The organism is Phyllobacterium sp. 628 (assembly GCF_014189505.1).
Classification (GTDB): domain Bacteria; phylum Pseudomonadota; class Alphaproteobacteria; order Rhizobiales; family Rhizobiaceae; genus Phyllobacterium.
On record NZ_CP050303.1, the window covers coordinates 297956 to 321089 of the forward strand.

Here is a 23134-nt window from a genome sequence, read left to right on the forward strand (position 1 = left end):
GACCTCACACAGGCCGGTTCCAGGCCTTGAAGATCAGGCTCTGGATTTCAGAATTGACGGAGGTAAGCGATTCAATTGCGCGGTCGTAGGTCGCGCGGGTGAAGCTGTCGCGGGAAACTTCATACAGGGTCTGCTTGGTCAAACCCGCGTCAGAAAATGCCGTTGATTTCACCACGGAAGATGTCAGCACACGATCGCCGAACAGCGAACGCAAAAAGCCGGCAATCTGCTGCTGCGGCGCATCATTTGGCTCAAAACGGGTGATGAGATAGCGCATGAAATCGAAATTGAGATCGCCGCCAGCTTCACGCACGACAGCGAGAAGATCGGCTGTCATGAACAGGAACTGGCTCATGGACGCAACGTCAAGCATTTGCGGGTGCACGGTGACCAGCACAGACGTTGCGGCACACAGGGCCGAGAGCGTCAGAAAGCCGAGTTGCGGCGGACAATCGATGACAACGACGTCATAATCATCGGACACTGTATCCAATGCCGCTTGCACGCGGGCAAAGAAGAGCTGCTGTTCCACACTCTGCTGCGCACCATGCTGGCGGTCCGCGAGCATTTGCGGTGTCGTATGCTCGAATTCCTGCAGTTCCAGATTGCCCGGAATGAGATCGAGCCCATCGAAATAGGTCTTGCGGATGATGTCACGCAGAAGACGACGCTCTCCGTCATAGCGGATCGCACCATAAAGCGTGTCATTACCGTTCAGGTCGAGTTCCGGCTGATAGCCGAACAGCGCGGACATGGATGCCTGCGGATCGAGATCAACCGCGAGAACCCGGAAGCCGGCCATGGCCAGATGCTGTGCCAGATGGGCGCTCGTCGTGGTTTTGCCCGAGCCACCCTTGAAATTGGTGACCGCAAGGACCTGCATGTGTTCGTTGGCGGATGGATCACGGTGCGGCAGATAGGTTTTCGCTTTTGGCCCGCCCGCATCGGCAAGATGATGCCGCAGTGCGTTGATCTCAGCCAGGGAATAAAGCCTGCGGCCGTTCACACCGGTTTCGGGTTGCGGCCCTTCTCCGGCTATCGAAAGCTGGCGCAAATAACCATCGGAAACACCGATGAGTTTCGCCGCTTCGCCGCTGGTGAACTTGCGCAATACTTTCTGCGCCGTTGGCGGAAACAGACGATTACGCATTGCCTGCAACTGCGCAGACAACATCTCGGCATCAGCAGCTATAGCCCTGTCAGCGGGCAAAGCAGCAGACGGCTGCGGTGCGGCGTTCAGTGGCACGCTGTCCGGTGGAGTTGTCTGTACCGCGTTCATCATAGTCACGTGCAATCCTGTGCGCCTGTTCAATAGAATCCTTCAGCGCAGGGTCAACATGCGCCGATTCGATAGAAAAACCAAAGGGGTAACGCTCGCGAACGATTTAACGCCAACAAGCGGCGCTAACATTTACTCAGTCATGTAACGCTTATTTTGCCGATTACCCCTTAAAACCGTAAGTAAACTGCGGAAATAACCGAGTCGCGTCAAGCACTTTATAGTTAACGCAAATTAACCATTGTGGCGACACAACCAGTAGTACCAACTAGTAAATGCGCCTCTATATGAAGTTTAAAAGAAGAAAGCGCACCCGTATGTCTACGGATGCGCTTTCGAATATTCAAACTCTCGACACCAAAACGTCTAATGCGCGGGTGCACCGCTCGCCTGACCCTTTTTGGTCAACATGACGAAGAATGCCGCGATGATCAGCATGGTGCCCAGCACCACGAACGTATCGCTGTATCCCATGATCAACGATTGCCGTTTGACCATCTTACCCAATGCGATGATAGCTTGTTCACGTGCCGCGTTCGGATCAGAAACGCCGTGCGCCATAAAATAGCCGGTCATCTGATCAAGCCTGCCGCGCACGGTTTCGCTGAACAAATTGACCGAGTTGCCAATCGTATTGGAATGAAATTGCTCCCGCTTGGTAACGATGGTTGCCAGCATCGCCGTTCCGAACGCGCCGCCCAGATTTCGCAGCATATTGAAAACACCGGAAGCAGCAGCGGATTCGTGGCGGGCAACACCAACCATGGCAATCGCTGTGAGTGGAGCCATGACAACGGCCTGCCCGATGGCACGCACAATATTGGGCAGCCACAACTGGTCCCCGGAATAATCAGCGGACATATGAATGTTCATGAAGCAGCTGCCCCCGAACACGCACAGACCAAGAAAGACAATGATGCGCGTATCAAACCTGCCCATCAGCATGGGTACAAAGGGGATTATCAAGAGCTGCGGCAAGCCCGTCCAGGCCATAACCGAGCCGATCTGCTCCGAGTTATAACCCTGCACCTGACCGAGATATTGCGGGAGCAAATAGACGGATCCGTAGAGCCCGAAGCCAACCAGCATATTGGCTGCCGTTCCAAGCCCAAAATTTCGCCGTTTCAACAGACGCAGATTGACTGCGGGATTTTTCACCTTCAGTTCGATCCAGACAAACAACGCTAGAAACACAACGGCGATGACCGTCAGGCGAACAATAAACGGCGAGCCAAGCCAATCGTTCTTGTTGCCCTCTTCCAGCACAGTTTGAAGTGCAGCGAGACCGATTGCCATACATGCGATGCCATACCAGTCTCCATCCCTCAGCAAACCGAGATTCATTGGCTGACGTTCGAGGTTGAGGTAAAGCACCGTGACCATGAATGCGCCGGGCACAAGATTGATGAAGAAGATGTACTGCCAGCCATAATTCTCGGTCAGATATCCGCCGATTGTCGGCCCAATGGCAGGGGCAAATGTCGCCGTGATGGCAAAAAGTGCCATGCCAACCGATTGCTGATACTTGGGCAGCCTTGTGAGGATGAGGGTGAAGGCCATAGGGATCAGCACGCCGCCGGTAAACCCCTGGATTGCCCGCAGCACGATCATTTCTTCAAGATTGCGCGCAAAGGCACAGGCCACGGAGAATGCCAGAAACAGCAAGGAATTCACCAGCAGAAAGCGCCGGAAGGAAAAGACCCGGCTCAAATAGTCAGTGAGCGGAATGACGATGATTTCGCCAATGAGATACGCCGTGGAAATCCAGGCGCCATTGTCGACGCCGGTACCAATGCCACCTTCGATATTGAGGAGCGAGGCATTGGTAATCTGGATGTTGAGGACAGCCATGAACGCCCCGATCAAGCCGGCAAAGACCGTCATCCATGTCTTGAGGCTGGCGGGACGTTCCCGATCGGAAACAGGTGTGGTGGCAGCGGACATTTTATGCGTCCTGTTCGGATTTTGTTAGTTGCTGGCTTTGTAACAGGCGGTTGCGCCGTCACAGGTGGCTGCACTGCCCGTATTCTTGATGGTGATGGTCGGCGTGACAGACATGCCGGGACGAAGCAGGCCCGTCAGTTTGCTATCGCTATCGAGCACGATCCGAACTGGAATACGCTGAACAATCTTGGTGAAGTTGCCCGTCGCATTATCGGGCGGCAGCAAGGCGAATTCCTGCCCGCTCGCCGGCGCAATGCTGTCGACGCGGCCTTTCAAAGCAACACCGGGAAATGTATCAACGGCAATCTCAACGGGTTGTCCTTTCTTGACGTCGGTCAGCTGGGTTTCCTTGAAATTCGCGATCACATAAACATTGTCTACGGGAACGACGGCCATGAGCTGTGTGCCCGACTGAACGTATTGTCCAACGCGCAGGGTGCGGTTGCCCACCACGCCTTCAACGGGAGAAACGATGGTTGTGTAGCTGAGATTGAGTTCGGCCTGATCCTGGACGGCTTTGTCGTGTGCGAGCGTTGCATTGGCCTTGGCCAACGATGCCTGCAATACACCAATCTGTTTCTGCGCCGAAAGGACTGCTCCTTCGTCTCGTTGTAGCGTAGCCTTGGCAATATCCAGCTTGGAAACCGCCTGCTGGGCGTTCTGCACACTACCGGCACCTTGCGTGGCAAGGGCACCGTAGCGGTCGTTGTCCTGTTGCGCGAATTTGAGGCTGGCCTGATTCACGGAGACCGTTGATTGCGCCTGCGCAATCGCAGCCTGCTGCTGGTCGATGCTCGCCAATGTATTGTCGATATCAGCCTGAGCCGCAGCAACATCGGCCTTGGCTTGTTCCAAGGCAACCACATAGTCGCGGTCATCAATCTTTGCCAATGGCTCATTGGCCCGAACCGGCTGGTTATCGTTTACGAGAACCTCGCGCAGATAACCGGAGACTTTTGGTGCCACAATCGTCGAATCCGCTTTGACATAGGCATCGTCAGTCGATTCCTGAAACCGGCCAACAGTCCAGTAATGCCAGCCAAAATCGATTGCCAATCCCACGACCACAATCGCCGCGCCCATAAGCAGCAACTTGCGCACATTGCGTGGCCGCGGCTTTTGCACTTGCGATTGCTCGCCCGCTGGCTGTGAAGCAGGCATCGCCTCATCGGCGCTGACGGATTTTTCAATTTTTAGCTCAAGTGGAGTCGTGTTTTTAGTCATGGCGAATGCTCTGGATTGAGGAACGAGATCGGCGCGGTCCGGAAGGGAACTCGGGTCGGGGGATTAATAAGGGAACCAAGCAGTTCCCAAAATAAGTCTGGACATTCCCGAAAGCAAGCCTGAAAATGAACGAACAACATTTTTTGAAGAACGAAAGCAGAATGGTGACTATGAAATCGACTGAAATCCCGAGGGATGATCACGCCGATCAAGGAGAAGACGCTGGTGAAATCAGGCGCTCTCGCGGACGTCCACAAAGCCGTTCTGATGCGGAAACGCAGCACCTTATTTTGGAAGCCGCGACACGCGTCTTTCTGGAAAATGGCTATACGGCAACAAGAATGGAGACCGTCGCGCGGGATGCCGGGGTAGCAAAACGGACGATCTATCGATTCTGGACAACCAAATCAGAACTGCTCACTGCCATCGTCGCCGAACGCAGCGAAAATATTGCCAGGCGGGTTGATGAATTCCTGCATACAATCAACGTGGAGACGCTCGACAGGCTGGGGCTGAAACATGCGCTGGAACACATCCTGAGCGAATTCGCACATTTGATTCTCTCTGACAGCACCGTGGCGTTCTATCGGCTTATCACTGCGGAGGCATTGAATTTCCCGGAAATTGCAAAGGCCTTTTATCGGGAAGGTCCAGCTCGAACATCAGGCACTGTTGCGCGATTTCTTGAGCAGCAGCAAAAGCGGGGTTTGATAAAACTCGATGATACGCATATTGCGGCGACGATGTTGATGAGCATGGTCACCGCCGAGCCTTTCCGTATGGCTACGCTTGGTATCGCCGACGTGCCGCAAGATCGTGAAATCGAGCAGCGCGTCGCTATGGCCGCAGCTTTTTTCTGGAAGGCTGCGGTATTCCGAAACGCGATTGCGTCCATAATGGCTAGCTGCTGCCTGTCAAATGTTTGACCAGATCGCGGGCATGCGGAGGTAATTGCTCGAACGCACGCACGCATACCGCGAGACGGCGTGTCGCCCAATTGTCCGTCAACCGGATCGAGTGAATGGCCATCGGTTTGCGATATTTCCTGGCAGCTGTCTCCGGCACGATGCCAAGGCCAACACCGTGCGAAACCATCTGGCAGATACCTTCAAATGTTCGCATGCGAATACGATAGGAAAGAGGATGTCCGGCTCGCGCCGCATGGTCGCCGAGATAATCCTGCAGCGGGCTACCTGCGCTAAGTCCGATAAATTCTCGATCAGCCACATCGGCAAATGCGCTGCGTCGACGGTCTGTCCATTGGCTTTCTCGCGGCGTGACCAGGACAAGCCGGTCAATGGCGAATGGCCGCAACTCCAGATTTCCATGATCCACCGCATCGGTGATAATGCCGATATCTGCCGAACCGTTGGCAACAGCCTTCACGATCTCCGTGCTGAGACGCTCCTTCAAATCGATGTCGACATTGGGCCTGCTGGCGAGATAAGCCGCCAGTTTTTCCGGCAGAAATTCGGTCATAGACGCCGTATTTGCCAGCAAACGAATTTGGCTCTTGAGGCCTCTGGAAAACTCCCCAAGTTCACCGCGCATCTGTTCGATTTGCCGTAGAACAATGCGGGCGTGATGTGCGAGCGCATCGCCTGCCGGCGTTGGCTCAACACCGCGCCGGCCGCGTTCAAGCAATGGCAGCCCAATGGCTTCCTCCATCCCGCGCAGACGCGCACTTGCGGACGGCAGAGCCATATTCGCTCGCGTTGCGCCATGGGTGATACTTCCCGCTTCAACCACGAGAAGAAAAAGCCGCAAATCGACGAGATCAAAGCGCATGAGCACGACAGTAGCACTCATTGTGCCTTCGTTCTAGCCTAAGGCTGGATATGTATCTTCCGCATTGTGAACATGGCATTTTCCGGCCAACCTGCCCTATGTCCAATCTTTCGATTTCTACGATTTCCATCATTACGCTGACCTTTTTCTCGCCGGAATGGTCAAGGGCGTAACCGGCATGGGCTTGCCCACCGTTGCCATGGGTATTCTTGGTGCGATCATGCCGCCAGCGGGTGCCGCAGCGCTGCTGCTCGTTCCGTCTTTCGTCACCAATAACTGGCAATTGTTCGCCGGGCCAAGCTTCGCTGCCCTGGCGTTCAGGTTCTGGACAATGATGCTGGCCATCCTTGCCGGAACTGTCGCAGGCTCCTGGCTGATGGCGAACGACGCGGCTGGATGGACCACAATCGGACTGGGTGCGGCGCTGGTGACCTATGCGGTCCTGGGACTTCTGGCACCGCAATTATCCATTCCAAACCGGTTGGAAGGCGCGCTCTCACCTGTCATTGGCCTCATAACCGGGGTCATTACCGGTGGCACAGGCGTATTCGTCATTCCAGCCGTCCCATATCTCCAGTCACTTGGTCTGAGCAAGGATGATCTGATTCAGGCACTCGGCCTGTCATTTACGGTTTCTACGATCGCTCTGGCGATCGGCATGACGTCAAGCGGAACGCTGCATCTGGATAGTATCGGAACGTCCACCCTTGCTCTTGCACCCGCCCTGCTCGGCATGTGGTTCGGTCAAAAGATCCGCAACGCAATCAGCCCTGCCACCTTCCGGCGCTGGTTTCTGATCTGCCTTCTCCTGCTTGGACTTGAACTTATGCTACGGCCATTTCTTTGAATGGAGGGAGACGATCTGACAGGCCGATACGGGCCGGATGAATGGCAATATCGCACTCGCGCTGAATTCTGCTAAAACCGGACGATGAATTACTTCAGACATTCCGTCAGCAGTCTTCGCGATCTCTGGACCGTTACGGTACAGGAATTCCGATCACTGGCAATGTCCGGACCACGCATGATCGACCAATGCGAATGCGTTGTATCCGTGCTGCTTGCAATCGTCTTCGCTCACGTTCTCGGCGCGCAGAATGTCGGCTGGGCAGCGTTCAGCGGTTACATGGTTATGCGCTCGCATGTATCGGAAAGCCTAACGCGCGGTATCCTGCGCATCATTGGAACGTCGGCAGGCGCCGGCACGGCATTGATGCTCGCACCCTATGTCATGCAGTCACCGCTTCTTCTCAGTTTGTCACTCGTCACCGTCGGCGGCGTCACGCTTTACTTTGCGCTTGTCGGCAAGCGCAGTTACGCTTGGCTTTTCACTGGTCTGACATTTTGCATGGTGCTGATTGACGGAATGAAGCATCCCACGGAATCCGTGTTGCCCTTTGCTGAATCTAGGCTAATCGAGATTGTGGCGGGCACCCTCGCCTGCATTCTCGTCAGTGCCGGGTCAACCTTTACGATAAGACGCAGATTGGCCCGCAACCCCGGAGAAACGTTAGCCCAGAAAGCCTTACGCCGTTCTGCAGTCTGGCATCGAGGCGCAGCATTACACGCCCTGCAAGCGGCGGTCGCTCTTGGGCTTATCCCGTTTATCTGGATATTATCGGGCATCACCTCTCTGAGCCAATCCAGTATCACCATTATGGCTGTGATGATGGTGCCAGTGACCACTCTGGGACCAAGCGCGCTTAACCCGATTACCTCAAGACTGGTGCTGCGATTTATTGGCTGCAGTGTCGGTGGCTTAATCGCAACGGCGATCTTGCTCAGCAGTCACCATTCACCGGTCCTTATGACGTTTGGTGTCTGTATCGGTGTGTTTGTGGGGCGACATATCGAGAACAGCAATTCATCGATCAGCTATATCGGCACACAGTTTGTGCTCGCTTTTCTGGTCGTTCTCGTCCCCGACACTTACACCAATGCGGCGCTGGAACCGGGTATGGAGCGGCTTGCGGGCATCCTGCTTGGTATCGTCATTCTTGAGCCGGTCCTTCTGGCTTCGCACTATCTGTTTGGCTCACAAGCGCCTGATGAAAATGCCGATATTAAGCCACCCGCGTCGAATGAATAGCATTGGCATCGCATGTGCAAATCGACAAGAAAATTTACGCGCGACAATTTTTATATTGACATAGCAACATAAATTGCACATCCATGCTGCGGACGAAGGCGGGAGGAGTACGCAGCCGTCGCTCTGAACTCAGGAATGATCGAAAGGTCATGCGACGTTCCTATGCGATAAGTCAGTGCTCGCCGCCGGATTTCAAGAAAACAACTGTTCTGGAGGGAACAATGATCCGTACCCATTTTGCCAAACTGCTTCTTGCTGGCGCAGCTACTCTTGCAGCGACCGGTGCTTTTGCCGAAGGTATCGGTGCTTCGCTGCTGACGCAGCAGCATCCGTTCTACATATCGCTCGCATCGGCCATGTCCGCCGAAGCCAAGGCGGAAAACCTGCCGCTCGAGATCGCGATCGCCAATCAGGATCTGAACAAGCAGCTCGCCGATGTTGAGGACTTCATTACCAAGGGCGTCAGCGTCATCATCATCTCGCCGGTTGACAGCACCGGCGTAAAATCTGCGATCACCAAGGCGCAGAAGGCTGGCATCAAGGTCATCACCGTTGATGTTCCTGCCAAGGGCGTTGAAGTCACATCGCATGTCGGCACCGACAATTACACCGGCGGCGTCAAGGCTGGCGAACTGATGGCCAAGCAGATCGGCGACAAAGGTAACGTTGCCGTTATTGATTACCCAACGGTACAATCGGTGGTGGACCGCGTCGAAGGCTTCAAGAAAGCCATTGCTGCCCATCCTGATATCAAGATCGTTTCCATCCAGACTGGTATTACCCGGCCGGAAGCCCTGGCTGCGGCGCAGAACATTCTTCAGGCCAACCCGGATGTTGCCGGCATTTTCGGCTTCGGTGACGATGCTGCTCTTGCCGCTGCTTCGGCTGTGAAATCGGCCAAGCTGCAGGATGAGGTCAAGGTTATCGGCTTTGATGGCATGGAAGAGGCCCGCAACGCCGTTAAAAACGATCCGGTCATGGTCGGCGTCATCGCTCAGTATCCGGATCAGATGGGCAAAGTTGCCGTCGAAACGGCTGGAAAGGTCATCAAAGGCGAAACCGTCGAGGCCAAGCAACCAATCGTTCCCGGTGTTGTCACCAAGGACGGCGAAGAGAAATAAGGCTTCACCAGCCGATATTTCTGCCACTGAATAACACCACCCGCGCAGGGTAACCTCGCGGGTGGTTGTTGAAAAAGACTTTCGACAGGATTGTCATTCATGACAGTATGGCCAAACGATCCCGTGCTTGAAATCAAGGATGTCGCCAAGACCTTCGGTCCGGTGACGGCGCTCAAGCGCATGAACCTCTCCGTCCGGCCGGGACGCATGCACACGCTGCTCGGTGAGAATGGTGCGGGCAAATCCACTTTGATGAAAATCCTTGTCGGCCCGTTCCAGCCGACTTCAGGGGCGATCACGCTGCATGGCAAACCCTATGCACCGAAAAACCCGATCGAGGCCAAGGCGCTGGGCCTGAGCATCGTATTTCAGGAACTCAGCCTTTGCCGCAATCTCTCGGTTGCCGAAAATATTCTCGCAACGCACGAGCCTAATAAGTTCGGCTTTATTCGCGACCGCGACCTCAATGCGCAGTCCGCGCAAATCGTGTCCGAACTTGGTCTGCCGGTCAATGTACGCACGAAAGTGGGCGATCTCTCCATTGCACAGCGTCAGCTGGTGGAAATTGCCAAGGGATTGAGCCGTCCGGCGGACGTGGTCATACTCGACGAGCCAACATCCTCGCTCTCTGACAGCGAAGCGGAAATCCTCTTCACCATCATCGGACGGCTGAAGGCCAAGGGCACAGCCATCATCTATATTTCGCACCGCATGGAAGAAATCATGCGCATTTCCGATGACATAACCGTCATCCGCGATGGCTCCTTTGTGGCGACAACGGAAAAACAGAACACAAGCATCGAGGGTCTGATTGCCCTTATGGTCGGGCGCGAGATGAAAGACATCTATCCGCCGCGTCTCGTTGAGCGTCCCTCCTCTGCCGTCAAGCCAGTGCTGTCGGTCGAGAACCTGTCCGAGACGAACAAGTTCGACAATGTGACGCTTGATATACGCCCGGGTGAGGTCGTCGGGCTGTTCGGCCTGATCGGCTCCGGCCGTTCCGATGTGATGAAGGCGCTGTTTGGCTTTGGACAACCAAGAGGTACAATCCGCCTGAATGGCGAGCCGGTGCATTTTCGTTCGCCTGCCGACGCCATCCGCAACGGCATCGCTTTTGTTACCGAAAACCGCAAGGAAGAAGGTCTGGTGCTGCAACACAGTGTCGAGCGCAACATCAATATGGTGGCGCTCTCACGACTCGCAGGTGGATTTGGCTTTACGCGACCCGCACGTGAGCGGGCATCGGCAAAAGCCGAAGTACTGCGCCTTGCCATCAAGACTGCCTCGATCGAAACGCCTGCGGGATCACTCAGCGGTGGCAATCAGCAAAAAATCGTCATTGCCAAATGGCTGCAGACACAACCGAAAATCCTCATCCTCGACGAGCCGACCCGCGGCGTCGATGTGGGCGCAAAATTTGAAATCTACCGCATTATCCGCGAACTCGCGGCGGCAGGCACCGCCATTCTGATGGTTTCATCGGAATTGCCCGAGGTGCTGGGCCTCAGCGACCGCCTCGTCATCATGCACAACAAGCGTGTTGCCAAGACGCTGGATGCACAGGGCGTCAGCCCCGAAACCGTTATGACCTATGCAGCAGGAATGCACCAATGACCAATTCCACCGAGACGAAGCAGGCGCTTCTGGCTTCCCCCCTCATCCGGCAATATGGCGGCATCGTCATATCGCTGATTATCCTGTGCGTGGTATTTTCGTCGATAAGTCCGCGGTTTCTCGCGTTCAACAATTTCATGAACATCATGCAGCAGGTGGCGGTGATTGCCGTGGCTGCTTACGGCATGACCTATGTCATCCTGCTCGGCGATATTGATCTTTCCGTCGGCTCCATCATCGCCGTGGCGGGTATGGTGGCGGCGCAGGCTTTTGCCATGGGCTTTGGCTTTGTCCCGACAGTGCTGATCACACTGGCCGCCGGTGCCATTATGGGTGGTCTGAACGGTGTGCTTTCGGCGAAACTCATGCTGCCGTCTTTCATTGTCACCGTAGCAACCATGGGCATCTATCGCGGTGCGGTCAGCCTGCCGACCAATGGTGCTCCGGCTTCCATTGAGAACGAAACCTGGCTTGCCATCGGCAGCGAAAGCTGGCTCGGATTGCCGATCATCATCTGGATCGTCATCGCACTCTTTGCCATCAACCATATCGTCCTCTCCCGGACGATCTTCGGCCGCCGCGCCTATCTGGCGGGCGGAAACCGCGAAGCTGCGATCTATTCCGGCATTCGGGTTGATAGGCTTAAGATCATCATTTTTATGATCTCCGGCGTGATGGCAGCCGTCAGCGGTATCCTGCTGTCGTCGCGGCTGTCTTCGGCACAGACCAATGCCGGCATGGGTTACGAGCTGGATGCTATCGCCGCTGTTGTGCTCGGCGGTACCAGTCTTGCCGGCGGCGTCGGAACCATGGTCGGCACCATTCTTGGGGCATTGATCATCGGCGTCATCAACAATGGCATGAACATGCTGGCCGTGCCTTACTTCTACCAGCTGATCTTCAAAGGTATTGTCATTCTGTTCGCTGTCTGGCTCGACGTGCGCAGCAAATCGATGCGCACCTAAACGGTACTGGGTCCGGGAAGAAAAACTGCAAAGGGCTCTTCCACCGTCCGTTTGAGATAGGCCAGATAGGCTGCATAACTGGCGTGATCCGGGGCGATGCGCCCGAACTCGGCATTCGGTGTGGATGCCATCGGAATCAGAACAATCGGCGCTGAAACCGGCGTCAATTGTGCACCGCGCCCTGCCTGCAGGGTTGTGAGAATTCCATACATTTCGCCGGTGATCGAGGGACGCGAAACGATGATCAGGCGGTGCTGGCCGGATGTGTTTGTCGCCAGATAAATATGGCCGGACAGGTTCGGAATAGACACTGTACCGCGCTGGGTAAAAGCTGCATCAAGCCGTTCCATCTCGTGGAAACGCAAGTTGGCGGCAGCATCATTCCAGCCGATCTCGGTGCAATAGGCGAAGATTGCCTTGGGATCACCGAAGGAAGGTCGCAGGGTCAGATATTTGCCCTCAATCCATGCAACCGCCGCACGGGAATAAGCGCCGAATTCTTCGGTCGCATGGTTATTGCTCGTTGGGGCTGCACTTTCCGGATGTTCAGCGGCGCGCAACCGCATGCCAAGTGCCTCTTCCAGCCGAATAGTCGTTGCCAGCGTAAAAGGCCGGTGACCAGACAGCGCCTTCTCCAATGTGGACAGGCTGATCTTCGCCTGATCGGCAAGATATTGCCGCGAGACCCGGCGCCGCGCCATTTCCTCACGGATCTTGGTGGCGACCGCAAGGTTCTGCCGTTCCGATAGCTGACTGTCGATATCCCCGGTCATGCGCCCCCGCTTTCCGCCAAATCACGTACATTCCTTCACATATCCACACAAGGCCATCTTGGGCAAGACATGTTGTGACGGGAGCGTGCGGAACATTCCCGAACCTTACGCTGGCGGCAAAAGGGGCTGTGTATGAAATGGGGAAAGCTTCCCGATGGGAGCACCAACAGGAGCTTTCCCGATGAAAACCGAAACCTGCACCTTACCTTCTTCGCTACACACAATGCCTCACTGGCTGCGCCGTACCTGCCAGACACTCTGGCTGATCAACATTGTTGGTTTGCCATTCGTCGCGCTCGCGGTGTTCTTTTTCAGTTTGGCAAATGCACATGCCGAAACCGCCCGGTCGCCTCTTGTCACGCTCGATGAAGTCAAATCGGGCACATTGCTTCTGAAGAGTTCAGATGCCGGCCGCTATATCGAAGCGCCACGCGTTGCCACCGATGTCGATATCGTTGTCAGTGGTCCGACAGCCCGTGCCCGTATCACACAAATCTTCACCAACCCGTCCAATGGCTGGGTCGAGGCGGTCTATGCCTATCCCCTGCCGGAAGACAGCGCGGTGCACGCCCTAAAAATGGTCGTCGGCAAGCGCGTCATCATCGGTGACATCAAGGAAAAGAAGGAAGCCAAGGCTATCTATGAAACGGCAAAGGCATCCGGGCAAAAGGCCAGCCTTGTCGAACAGCAGCGCCCGAACCTTTTCACCAACTCCGTCGCCAATATCGGCCCGCATGAACAGGTTGTCGTACAGATCGATTATCAGGAACCGGTTCGTCTCTCCGGCGATGAGTTTTCGCTGCGCGTACCATTGGTTGTTGCACCGCGCTACAATCCAGCACCGGTAACCCAGACAGCCGATCTTGCCGCCGATGGTTCCGGCTGGGGCACAACTGCCGATCCGGTTCCGGATCGCGAAAAGATTACTTCGCCCGTGCTTGATCCGCGTGTCAATGCTCCGGTCAATCCTGTCAGCATCAAAGTTCGTCTTCAGGCTGGCTTTGCCCTTGGCGAAGTCAAAAGCCATCACCATCCCGTCAACATCGAAACCGTTGATGCACAGACACAGCTGATCTCGCTTGCTGGCGACAATCATGCCGATCGTGACTTTGAACTGACCTGGAAGCCGCAAAGTGCCAAGGCACCTGCCGTTGGCCTGTTCCGCGAAACAATCGGCAGCAATGATTACGCTCTTGCCTACATCACACCGCCCGTTATCGAACAGAAGCAGGAAGAGCGCCCCCGTGAAATCGTCTTTGTCATCGATAATTCCGGCTCCATGGGCGGTACATCGATGAATCAGGCCAAAGCCAGCCTCGATTATGCCTTGAGCCGCCTCAAGCCAGCCGACCGGTTTAATGTCATCCGCTTTGACGACACGATGACCTCGCTGTTTCAGGACACTGTGACCGCAGACCGGAACAATATCTCCACCGCCCGGGAGTTTGTTGGCAACCTTGAAGCAGCAGGCGGCACGGAAATGCTCGCCCCTCTTGAAGCTGCGCTTGATGATCGCCGTCCGAATGATCAGGCCTTTGTTCGTCAGATTGTTCTTCTTACTGACGGCGCCATTGGCAACGAACAGCAACTGCTCGATACGATCGCTGCCAAGCTTGGCCGTTCACGTGTCTTCATGGTTGGCATCGGCTCTGCACCAAACAACTATCTGATGAACCGCGCAGCTGAACTCGGCCGTGGCACGTTCACTTCCATTGGTTCCACCGATCAGGTTGACGAGCGCATGCGCAATCTCTTCGCCAAGCTTGAAAGCCCTGTTATCACCAATCTGAGCGCAACGTTCTCGAGTGGCAACGCCGATGTGACGCCAGCCATTCTGCCTGACCTTTATCGCGGTGAACCACTCGTCATCGCCGCCAAGCTTAGCTCGCTCTCCGGTACGCTGACAGTCAAAGGCATGATCGGAAGCCAGCCTTGGGAAGTCACGCTGCCAGTTGCCAAGGCCGCCAAAGGCGAAGGCCTGTCAAAGCTCTGGGCACGCCGCAAGATTTCCGATGCGGAAGTTGAAAGCACTCTGGGCAAGATCAGCCGCGACGAAGCAGACAAGCGTATTCTTAAACTCGCTCTCGAAAACAGCCTCGTCTCCCGCCTGACAAGTCTGGTCGCTGTTGACAAGAATGTGTCCCGATCGCAGGACAAGCCGCTTACTCGCGCTGACGTGCCTTTGAACCTGCCAGCGGGTTGGGATTTCGACACAGTCTTCGGCGAACAGACGACGCGCAAGGCCGATCTAGAAAACGGTTCCGATGTTCACCTGGCCAAACTTGTTCACAGCAACAAGCCGGTGACAATACAGCCTGCTGGAGAACAATTTCCCCTGCCGCAGACTGCAACCGATGCGGAGCTGCGCATGATTGCCGGACTGCTGATGCTGCTCGCAAGTGCCGGTCTGTTCTTCTTCACCCGCAAAACAGGGAAAGCATCATGAGCGCGATAATTGTTCCAGCATCGTGGAAAGGCAGGGCGGTTATCCGCCCTGCTGTCCGGGCCGCAATGGCTGTCATGGCTCTCGCCGGTCTTCTGCTTTTCAGTCAGGGTATCTGGATCCATGCCAAAGCTATATTGGCACAGGTGCTTTTGGATCGTGCATTCACCCAGAGCATTCAGACCGGTGAACCGGTCAAACCCTGGTCTTGGGCTGATACATGGCCGGTTGCCCGCATCGAGTTTCCACGCATTGGCGAAAGCGCAATTGCACTGCACGGTGCCAGCGGTCAGGCTCTGGCTTTTGGTCCTGGCCATGTGGATCACAGCGCCGAAGCGGGTGAGAATGGAACAGCGGTTTATGCCGCGCACCGCGACACGCATTTCGCCTTTCTCAAGCAGGTACAGATAGGCGACACAATCAGGATCACACGGCGTGACGGCAAGGCGTTCACCTATAGGGTGAGCGGAAAATCAGTGGTGCGTTGGGATCAATCGGGCATTGATACCAATGCCAGAGGTAAGAACCTCGTTCTTGCCACCTGCTGGCCATTCAATGCCACGACGTCAGGGCCGATGCGCTATCTGGTAACAGCAGAAATAGCCGAGTGAGATTACGCCGGAGGGTCCAATTCGTTGCGGCGGATCAGCTCTTCCTTGATGAGTTTCTTGGCGATTTTGCCATAGGCGGATTTCGGCATTTCCGGCCAGAAGACAAACCGCTTCGGCAGTTTGTAACGGGCCATTTTGCCATTCAGCCAAGCCATGATCGCATCGCCGTCAGGTGTACTGCCGACGCGGGCAACGCAAACTGCCAACCCGACCTCACCCCACACCGGATCGGGTATGCCCAGCACCGCCACTTCGCTGATATCTGGATGTGTGAGGATCTTCTCCTCGATCTCGCGCGGATAGACGTTTGAACCACCGGAAATATACATATCCGAAGCCCGGCCGGTGATGTAGACGAAGCCCGCCTCGTCCATATGGCCAAGATCGCCGGTCCGGAACCAGCCATCGCGAAATGCTTTCGCATTGGCTTCAGGGTTGTCGTAATAACCGGCAAAAACAGCCGGGCCGATAACGCAAATCTCGCCGGTTGCGCCCGGGGCCACTTCCTTGCCCGTATCATCCTGAATGGCAACCTGCATACCGGTGCGGGCAAAACCGCATGTGCCCAGACGGGTGTCATTACCAGCGTCATGGTAAGCTGGTGGCAGTACGGTGATATTGCCGGTGACTTCGCCAAGGCCGAAATATTGCACCAGAACCGGACCTAATGTCTTCAGAGCGTGAATCTGATCCGTACGATACATGGGGGCGCCGGCATAAATCACATAGCGCAGTGATGAATGATCGCGCTCATTTACCGATGGGTGCTCTGTCAGCATTTTGAGGATTGTCGGCACCGTGAACATGTTGCTCACCTGCCATTTTTCGACCAGCCGCCATGCTTCCGCCACGTCAAATTTCTCGGTTGGCAAGAGGATGGTTTTCGCGCCCCGCGCGACCTGAGTGAGTTGATGAATGCCCGCGCCATGCGATAGCGGAGCCACAACCAGCGATGCATCTTTCTCGGTTGTTCCCGGCATAAGATCGCACAAATGATTGGTGATCACAAAGGCCATCTGGCCATGGGTCAACACCGCCGCCTTGGGCCGCCCTGTGGTGCCTGACGTGAAGAAAAACCAGCAGGGATCGTCGTGTTCAACAGCCGCTACTGCAACCTTTTTACCATCGAACCGTGCGACAATGTCATCATAGTCCTCGCCGAACTCTGCCTTGCCAACAGCAATGACGAAAGCAAGGTCGGGATTGATCTTCCGGCAGGCGGCAACATGGTCGGGAAAAAGATGGCCACAGATCATCCCCTTCGCGCCACTTGCCTTGGCAAGATATGCGACCTCGTCTGGCGTCTGGCGGAAATTGGTTGGCACCCATACTGCGCCCAGCTGAAAGCAGGCGAACATGGATTCAAACATCTGGTTGCAGTTCTGCGACTGGATCAGGATGCGGTCGCCCTTGACCACTCCGAATTCGGTGTATAGCGCGGCAGCCATGGCATCGACACGCCGCTGCAGCTGATCCCACGTCCAGCTTTTTTCCCCCAGACAAAGCCGATCTCATCCGGCAACCGCCGGGCGGTCTGCGCCAGAAAATCCGAGAGGTTCATTACACGTTTTGACATGGCGGTAATCAGTGCCGCATCTCCACTGCTCATGCTTTTATCCGTTCCGCTTTAACTCTGGCTTTCATGGCTGGCGTTGGCACCCGTCTGGGCCGTTCGTTCAATGGCTGCAGATGTGCCAATCTTGCCTCGATCTTTTTGGCCTCGATGCGCATCAGATCTGCGAGCTCCAACTGCCGATCCGGCTGCATGCGGCTGTCAATGGCAGCAATGCTCAGCGCACCGGCTGCGCGGCCATCGGGAAAATGGATGGCAATACCGATGCCCCACGAATTGGCAAGAATACGGCCGGGATTGAGCGCAAAGCCCCGTTCGCGCGTGATAGCGATATCTTCTTTGATCTGCGGCGGCGCGAGATTGGGATAATCCGCCAGAAGCACAGATTCATTGGCTGCCAGAATGATATCAATCTCGTCATCCGGCATTGTCGCAAGAATGGCCAGCGAGCCGCCGCCAACACCGAGCGGATGCCGGTAACCCGCCTGCAACGCGTGCGTGCGGATAGGGTAAGTGCCCTCTTCCCGGTGCAGGCAGACGGCATAGGTCTCGCGCTGGATCGACAGAAAGCTGGTATCCTGTGTCTTCGCGGAGAGAATGCCCAGACTGTCACGGGCGATCTGCAGCAGCCCGTACCGCCGGGTGGCCAGTGTTCCCAGCACATAGGCTTCCTGCCCCAGATAATAGCGGCGGGTCTGGCTATCCTGCTCAATGAGTCCCGAGCGGATAAGCGCCAGCAGCAGCCGCCGCGTCGTCGGTTTGTTCAGCCCGCCCTGCTCGACGATCTCGCTGAGCGATCCGCCCTGATCGCCGAAATAGCTGACAAGGCTCAAAAGGCCGAGCGCCCTGTCAACGCTTTGCGATCCATTGAGGCTGGCCGGTGCCGTAATGCGTTCCTCCATGCTCCCCCGCACGTTTTATCGATCCATATTGTGGATCATTTTCTGTAACTATTGAACTATGCCATAAAAATTATTGCAAGATGCCAGCATTTGTTTATGGTTTTATCTGGCTTTAGGAGGATTTGCATTCTATAATATGGACCTATGATTTTGATTGACGCGATGGAGGTCGTGTCTGTCCAATGAGCTCCAAAGGAATGCGCTACACTGTTCGGGAGGAAATCATATGAACACTTTGTCACGCCGTCAGGTGCTGCTCGGCACTGCCGTAACCCTTGTTGCCAGCCCATTTATTATGCGGCGCCCGGCTGCCGCCGCGGAATTCTCCTACAAATATGCCAATAACCTTCCAGTCACCCATCCGATGAATGTCCGGGCGCAGGAAGCCGCAGACAAGATCAAGGAAGAAACGGGCGGACGCTTCGAGTTGTCGATCTTCCCATCAAGCCAGCTCGGCTCCGATACCGACACATTGAGCCAATTGCGCTCCGGCGCTGTTGAATTCTTCACGCTCTCCGGCCTTATCCTGTCAACGCTGGTTCCAGCGGCCTCCATCAACGGCATCGGCTTTGCCTTCCCTGACAATGCAACCGTCTGGAAAGCCATGGATGGCGAACTCGGCGCGCATGTGCGCAAGCAGATTGAGAAATCCAATCTCGTTGCCATGGAAAAAATCTGGGATAATGGCTTCCGCCATATCACATCCAGCACCAAGCCGATTGCGACGCCGGATGATCTGAAAAACTTCAAGATCCGTGTCCCGGTCAGCCCGCTATGGACATCCATGTTCACAGCGTTCCAGTCATCACCCGCCAGCATCAATTTCAACGAAGTCTATTCATCGTTGCAGACCAAGGTGGTTGAAGGACAGGAAAATCCGCTCGCTATCATCTCCACGGCGAAGCTCTATGAAGTGCAGAAATATTGCTCGCTGACGAGCCATATGTGGGACGGCTTCTGGTTCCTGTCGAACCGGCGCGCATGGGAAGCCCTGCCAGACGATATCAAGACCATCGTAGCGAAACACATTAATGCGGCCGGGCTTGCAGAGCGCGACGATGTCGAAAAATTGACGGGAACGCTGCAGGCGGATTTGAAGGCCAAGGGCCTCACATTCAACACGCCCGACCCCGTGCCATTCCGCGATGCCCTGCGCAAGGCGGGCTTCTACTCCGAGTGGAAGGGCAAATATGGCGAAGAAGCCTGGGGCCTGCTGGAAAAAGTCGTAGGTCAATTGGCATAAGGCCGGATCGATGGCGGGGATCAGACTGACCGAAGGCGCTGTCGCTGCGGATGGGGAGAGCATTCTTTCTCCCCCGCCACGCAATGATCATTCATTGGTTTCAAAACTGGACCGGATGCTCGGCCATATCATCGAATTTCCAGTGGCTATTCTGGTCGTCGCCGAAGTGGTCATTCTGTTTGCCGGCATCATCGCCCGCTATGTTGTGCACCAGCCCCTGATCTGGTCGGATGAACTCGCATCGATCCTCTTTCTCTGGCTGGCCATGCTTGGTGCCGTTGTTGCGTTCCGTCGCGGCGAGCATATGCGCATGACAGCTCTGGTCGGCATGATGAGCCCGCAGCGACGGGCTTTCTTTGATGTCGTCGCCGTAGTCGGCGCGCTGGCATTTCTGCTGTTCATCGTCTACCCCGCCTATGACTATGCCCACGAGGAAACCTACATTACGACGCCAGCACTGGAGATCACCAATGCTTGGCGCGCCGCCGCTTTGCCCGTTGGCGCAGGTCTGATGATCATCTCTGCATTTATCAAACTGTTTCAGGTGTCAAACCTGCGCAATGTGGTAACTGCCGTTGTTTTGATTGGTGCCCTCACCCTTATATTCTGGCTGCTGGGCCCTTCCTTGAAGCCGCTGGGTAACATCAATCTGCTGATCTTCTTTGTCGGTGTCGTTGCGGCACTTGTCCTCAGCGGGGTACCCATCGCCTTTTCCTTTGGCCTCGCCACGTTCGGCTATCTGGCGCTGACTACCAATGTGCCGATGATTGTCGTCGTTGGGCGCATGGATGAAGGCATGTCCCATCTCATCCTGCTCGCCGTGCCGCTCTTCGTGTTTCTTGGCGTATTGATTGAGATGACCGGCATGGCGCGTGCCATGGTGCAGTTTCTGGCAAGTCTGCTTGGACACGTGCGTGGTGGTCTTTCCTATGTGCTGATCGGCGCCATGTATCTTGTATCCGGCATTTCAGGTGCAAAGGCAGCGGATATGGCTGCTGTCGCGCCAGTGCTTTTTCCGGAAATGAAAGCGCGCGGTGCCAAGCCGGGTGATCTCGTTGCCCTACTCTCTGCTACCGGCGCACAGACAGAAACCATTCCACCCAGTCTCGTTCTGATCACCATTGGTTCGGTGACAGGCGTTTCCATTGCTGCGCTGTTTACCGGCGGGCTGCTGCCAGGCGTCGTTCTCGCGGTGATGTTGTGTTTCGTCGTCCATAGGCGCTATCGCAACGAAGACCTGTCGCATGTCACGCGCGCAACCGGGCGGCAGATCGGCCGGGCATTTATCATCGCTCTACCTGCACTTGCGCTGCCTTTCATCATTCGCGCATCTGTGGTTGAAGGCGTGGCCACGGCAACGGAAGTGTCGACTATAGGCATTGTCTATTCCGTGCTGGCCGGGCTTTTTATCTATCGCCAGTTTGACTGGGCACGGTTGAAGCCCATGCTGGTTGACACTGCTTCGCTGTCAGGCGCCATTCTGCTGATCATCGGCGCGGCAACGGGCATGGCATGGGCATTGACCCAGTCCGGCTTCTCGCGCGATCTTGCCGCCGCCATGACCGGCTTGCCAGGCGGACCCATCACGTTCCTTGCAGTGTCGATCATCGCCTTCATCATCCTTGGCAGCGTGCTCGAAGGCATTCCTGCCATCGTGCTGTTTGGCCCCCTGCTGTTCCCGATTGCCCGTCAGGTCGGCGTGCATGAGGTGCATTATGCGATGGTGGTCATTCTTTCGATGGGTATCGGTCTTTTCGCTCCACCCTTTGGCGTCGGCTACTACGCCGCCTGTGCCATTGGCCGTGTCAACCCTGACGAAGGCATGCGCCCGATCTGGGGTTATCTTGCCGCGCTTATTCTCGGCATCATTCTTGTTGCCGCAATCCCATGGATTTCGATTGGCTTCCTGTAATGACCCACAGACTGAAAGGTAAAATCGCCGTTATCTTTGGCGCGGGTTCTTCGGGTCCCGGCTGGAGCAATGGCAAAGCAGCTGCTGTCTCCTATGCACGGGAAGGTGCAACGGTCGTCTGTATCGATCTGCAGGAGGATGTGGCTCAAGAAACCGCAGGGATCATTCTGAGCGAAGGCTTCAAGGCGATAGCTGTCAAATCGGATGTCACAAGCACTGAATCGGTTACCGCTGCAGTGAACACTGTGATTGACCATTATGGCCGTATCGACATCCTGCACAATAATGTCGGCGTCGCCACTTCAGGCGGTCCGGAAGACCTGGATGATGAGACATTCAGGAAATCACTCGATATCAATGTCGGTTCCGTTTTTCGCACGGCAAAGGCCGTGCTGCCGCACATGAAGGCTCGCAAATCCGGCGCCATTATCAACATATCTTCGCTGGCCGCCATTCGCTGGACCGGCTATCCTTATTTCGCCTATTACGCCGCCAAGGGAGCCGTCAATCAGGCCACGGTCGCCCTCGCCCTGCAATATGCTCCGCATGGTATTCGCGCCAATTGCATCATGCCGGGCATGATCGATACCCCGCTAATCTACAAGCAAATATCCGCCAATTATGCATCGAATGACGAAATGATCGCAGCGCGTAACCGGCTTGTGCCACTGGGGCAGATGGGCAGTGCTTTTGACGTTGCCAATGCGGCCGTATTCCTTGCCTCCGACGAAGCAAAATTCATTACTGGTGTCTGCCTGCCTGTTGACGGCGGACAAAGCTGTTCGGCGGTGGTCGGTGCCTGACCGCCGTTTGCAGCAACCCGGCCCTGCAACAGCAGAGCGTTTTGAAAGTTTTGCCGGTACTGGCCGGTTGCTGAGCTTTGATTTGCAACCCGGCCTCAGCATCAACGACGCCATAGCCGGGCCGCTCGTTGCTGCCAATATTCGCGCGGCGGCTCTGGTGATCGAAGGTGGCGCGTTCCAACCCTTCCACTATCTCATGCCCGCACTTTCAAAAGATGATCTTCACGCAGCGTGGTACAGCGATACATTCTCCCCACCCGGCGAAACGAAGCTGGAACGCGGCAACGTGACCTTCGGTGAGCGCGATGGGGCGCCATTCATTCATTGCCATGCCACGTGGATCGAACCGGATGGAAAGCGTTGTGCTGGCCATATCCTGCCACATGAAACCATGGTCAGCCAACCAGTCCGGGCGACGGCGTGGGGTGTTGAAGACATCCGCATGATTTCCGAGCCGGATGCGGAAACCGCTTTCACCATCTTTCATCCTGTACCTCTCGATAAAACATCAGGGGATGCGACAGGACCGCGAACAATCATCGCCCGCGTCAGGCCTAACGAAGACATTATCACAGCGCTCGAAGCGATCTGCCGCAAGCATGGATTGGCCGGCGCACATCTGCGCGGCGGCGTCGGCAGCCTGATAGGCGCTCGGTATACAAACGGATCGCGAGTTGGGGACATTGCGACTGAAGTCTTCATCACCGGAGGTTTTGTTTCAGCGAACTCCAGCAGGACACAGTTGGAAATTACCATGGTTGATACCAAAGGCGGCATCACCAATGGGGCACTGCTTCGCGGCGAGAACCCGGTTTGCATCACCTTCGAACTTTGTCTGGAAGAGGCCTGA

Annotated in this window: 18 protein-coding genes and 1 pseudogene; 12 read left to right on the plus strand and 7 right to left on the minus strand. The window is 55.7% G+C overall.

Going from position 1 to position 23134, the window contains the following annotated elements; all coding sequences use genetic code 11:
* Positions 1–4: 4 nt before the first annotated feature.
* From repA to HB779_RS23990, 3 genes are all read right to left on the minus strand, one after another.
* The gene (gene repA / locus HB779_RS23980; protein ID WP_371823977.1) at positions 5–1282 is read right to left on the minus strand and encodes a plasmid partitioning protein RepA; all 1278 of its coding nucleotides are present in this window, start codon (positions 1280–1282) and stop codon (positions 5–7) included.
* 363 nt (positions 1283–1645) lie between these two features.
* Entirely contained in the window at positions 1646–3223 is a 1578-nt protein-coding gene (locus tag HB779_RS23985; RefSeq protein ID WP_188346882.1) for a DHA2 family efflux MFS transporter permease subunit, read from the minus strand.
* Between the two features lie 24 nt (positions 3224–3247).
* Positions 3248–4447, minus strand: a complete 1200-nt coding sequence (locus HB779_RS23990; protein WP_188346883.1) for an HlyD family secretion protein — start codon at positions 4445–4447, stop codon at positions 3248–3250.
* Between the two features lie 125 nt (positions 4448–4572).
* On the opposite strand from HB779_RS23990, the gene HB779_RS23995 reads away from it, so the two are divergent.
* A complete protein-coding gene (locus HB779_RS23995) occupies positions 4573–5373 on the plus strand; it encodes a TetR/AcrR family transcriptional regulator (protein ID WP_188346884.1) in 801 nt (266 codons plus the stop codon).
* On the opposite strand, the gene HB779_RS24000 is transcribed toward HB779_RS23995, so the two are convergent.
* Complete coding sequence (locus HB779_RS24000) at positions 5348–6235, minus strand: LysR family transcriptional regulator (protein WP_188346910.1); 888 nt, start codon at positions 6233–6235, stop codon at positions 5348–5350. The genes HB779_RS23995 and HB779_RS24000 overlap by 26 nt on opposite strands.
* Before the next feature lie 178 nt (positions 6236–6413).
* Here HB779_RS24000 and HB779_RS24005 point away from each other — a divergent pair, with 178 nt between their 5' ends.
* From HB779_RS24005 to HB779_RS24025, 5 genes are all read left to right on the plus strand, one after another.
* Positions 6414–7082 (plus strand): sulfite exporter TauE/SafE family protein, encoded by a 669-nt coding sequence (locus HB779_RS24005; RefSeq protein ID WP_371823975.1) that lies wholly within the window; start codon positions 6414–6416, stop codon positions 7080–7082.
* Positions 7083–7166: 84 nt separating this feature from the next.
* Positions 7167–8324, plus strand: coding sequence for an FUSC family protein (locus tag HB779_RS24010; protein WP_188346886.1), 1158 nt, complete (start codon positions 7167–7169; stop codon positions 8322–8324).
* Positions 8325–8545: 221 nt separating this feature from the next.
* The gene (locus HB779_RS24015) at positions 8546–9445 is read left to right on the plus strand and encodes a substrate-binding domain-containing protein (RefSeq protein ID WP_188346423.1); all 900 of its coding nucleotides are present in this window, start codon (positions 8546–8548) and stop codon (positions 9443–9445) included.
* A 99-nt stretch (positions 9446–9544) separates the two neighbouring features.
* Positions 9545–11059 carry a sugar ABC transporter ATP-binding protein gene (locus tag HB779_RS24020; protein ID WP_188346424.1) on the plus strand — a complete coding sequence of 505 codons (1515 nt, stop codon included), beginning with the start codon at positions 9545–9547 and terminating at the stop codon, positions 11057–11059.
* Positions 11056–12024, plus strand: a complete 969-nt coding sequence (locus tag HB779_RS24025) for an ABC transporter permease (protein ID WP_188346425.1) — start codon at positions 11056–11058, stop codon at positions 12022–12024. The genes HB779_RS24020 and HB779_RS24025 overlap by 4 nt, the downstream gene beginning before the upstream one ends.
* Here the strand turns inward: HB779_RS24025 and HB779_RS24030 are convergent.
* The gene (locus HB779_RS24030) at positions 12021–12797 is read right to left on the minus strand and encodes a helix-turn-helix transcriptional regulator (RefSeq protein ID WP_188346426.1); all 777 of its coding nucleotides are present in this window, start codon (positions 12795–12797) and stop codon (positions 12021–12023) included. The genes HB779_RS24025 and HB779_RS24030 overlap by 4 nt on opposite strands.
* Before the next feature lie 223 nt (positions 12798–13020).
* Between HB779_RS24030 and HB779_RS24035 the strand changes: the two genes are divergently transcribed.
* Positions 13021–15243: a marine proteobacterial sortase target protein gene (locus HB779_RS24035; RefSeq protein WP_371823978.1), complete on the plus strand. Its 2223-nt coding sequence runs from the start codon at positions 13021–13023 to the stop codon at positions 15241–15243.
* Entirely contained in the window at positions 15240–15851 is a 612-nt protein-coding gene (locus HB779_RS24040; RefSeq protein WP_188346428.1) for a class GN sortase, read from the plus strand. Before HB779_RS24035 ends, HB779_RS24040 begins: the two co-directional genes overlap by 4 nt.
* Positions 15852–15853: 2 nt before the next feature.
* Here the strand turns inward: HB779_RS24040 and HB779_RS24045 are convergent.
* Positions 15854–17460, minus strand: a pseudogene (locus HB779_RS24045) (acyl-CoA synthetase).
* A complete protein-coding gene (locus HB779_RS24050; protein ID WP_188346429.1) occupies positions 17457–18326 on the minus strand; it encodes an IclR family transcriptional regulator in 870 nt (289 codons plus the stop codon). The pseudogene HB779_RS24045 and the gene HB779_RS24050 overlap by 4 nt, the downstream one beginning before the upstream one ends.
* 226 nt (positions 18327–18552) lie before the next feature.
* On the opposite strand from HB779_RS24050, the gene HB779_RS24055 reads away from it, so the two are divergent.
* The 4 genes from HB779_RS24055 to HB779_RS24070 are packed head-to-tail and all read left to right on the plus strand — an operon-like array spanning position 18553 to position 23134.
* Complete coding sequence (locus tag HB779_RS24055; RefSeq protein WP_188346430.1) at positions 18553–19569, plus strand: TRAP transporter substrate-binding protein; 1017 nt, start codon at positions 18553–18555, stop codon at positions 19567–19569.
* Between the two features lie 10 nt (positions 19570–19579).
* Positions 19580–21481, plus strand: coding sequence for a TRAP transporter large permease subunit (locus HB779_RS24060; protein WP_188346431.1), 1902 nt, complete (start codon positions 19580–19582; stop codon positions 21479–21481).
* The gene (locus HB779_RS24065; RefSeq protein WP_188346432.1) at positions 21481–22284 is read left to right on the plus strand and encodes an SDR family NAD(P)-dependent oxidoreductase; all 804 of its coding nucleotides are present in this window, start codon (positions 21481–21483) and stop codon (positions 22282–22284) included. Before HB779_RS24060 ends, HB779_RS24065 begins: the two co-directional genes overlap by 1 nt.
* Complete coding sequence (locus HB779_RS24070; protein ID WP_244642864.1) at positions 22277–23134, plus strand: PCC domain-containing protein; 858 nt, start codon at positions 22277–22279, stop codon at positions 23132–23134. Before HB779_RS24065 ends, HB779_RS24070 begins: the two co-directional genes overlap by 8 nt.

What these genes read in the sequence shown, in the direction of transcription:
- repA (WP_371823977.1), bottom strand. Translation starts at nt 1,282, where the DNA reads ATGATGAACGCGGTACAGACAACTCCACCGGACAGCGTGCCACTGAAC.
- HB779_RS23985 (WP_188346882.1), bottom strand. Translation starts at nt 3,223, where the DNA reads ATGTCCGCTGCCACCACACCTGTTTCCGATCGGGAACGTCCCGCCAGC.
- HB779_RS23990 (WP_188346883.1), bottom strand. Translation starts at nt 4,447, where the DNA reads ATGACTAAAAACACGACTCCACTTGAGCTAAAAATTGAAAAATCCGTC.
- HB779_RS23995 (WP_188346884.1), top strand. Translation starts at nt 4,573, where the DNA reads ATGAACGAACAACATTTTTTGAAGAACGAAAGCAGAATGGTGACTATG.
- HB779_RS24000 (WP_188346910.1), bottom strand. Translation starts at nt 6,235, where the DNA reads ATGCGCTTTGATCTCGTCGATTTGCGGCTTTTTCTTCTCGTGGTTGAA.
- HB779_RS24005 (WP_371823975.1), top strand. Translation starts at nt 6,414, where the DNA reads ATGGGCTTGCCCACCGTTGCCATGGGTATTCTTGGTGCGATCATGCCG.
- HB779_RS24010 (WP_188346886.1), top strand. Translation starts at nt 7,167, where the DNA reads ATGAATTACTTCAGACATTCCGTCAGCAGTCTTCGCGATCTCTGGACC.
- HB779_RS24015 (WP_188346423.1), top strand. Translation starts at nt 8,546, where the DNA reads ATGATCCGTACCCATTTTGCCAAACTGCTTCTTGCTGGCGCAGCTACT.
- HB779_RS24020 (WP_188346424.1), top strand. Translation starts at nt 9,545, where the DNA reads ATGACAGTATGGCCAAACGATCCCGTGCTTGAAATCAAGGATGTCGCC.
- HB779_RS24025 (WP_188346425.1), top strand. Translation starts at nt 11,056, where the DNA reads ATGACCAATTCCACCGAGACGAAGCAGGCGCTTCTGGCTTCCCCCCTC.
- HB779_RS24030 (WP_188346426.1), bottom strand. Translation starts at nt 12,797, where the DNA reads ATGACCGGGGATATCGACAGTCAGCTATCGGAACGGCAGAACCTTGCG.
- HB779_RS24035 (WP_371823978.1), top strand. Translation starts at nt 13,021, where the DNA reads ATGCCTCACTGGCTGCGCCGTACCTGCCAGACACTCTGGCTGATCAAC.
- HB779_RS24040 (WP_188346428.1), top strand. Translation starts at nt 15,240, where the DNA reads ATGAGCGCGATAATTGTTCCAGCATCGTGGAAAGGCAGGGCGGTTATC.
- HB779_RS24050 (WP_188346429.1), bottom strand. Translation starts at nt 18,326, where the DNA reads ATGGAGGAACGCATTACGGCACCGGCCAGCCTCAATGGATCGCAAAGC.
- HB779_RS24055 (WP_188346430.1), top strand. Translation starts at nt 18,553, where the DNA reads ATGAACACTTTGTCACGCCGTCAGGTGCTGCTCGGCACTGCCGTAACC.
- HB779_RS24060 (WP_188346431.1), top strand. Translation starts at nt 19,580, where the DNA reads ATGGCGGGGATCAGACTGACCGAAGGCGCTGTCGCTGCGGATGGGGAG.
- HB779_RS24065 (WP_188346432.1), top strand. Translation starts at nt 21,481, where the DNA reads ATGACCCACAGACTGAAAGGTAAAATCGCCGTTATCTTTGGCGCGGGT.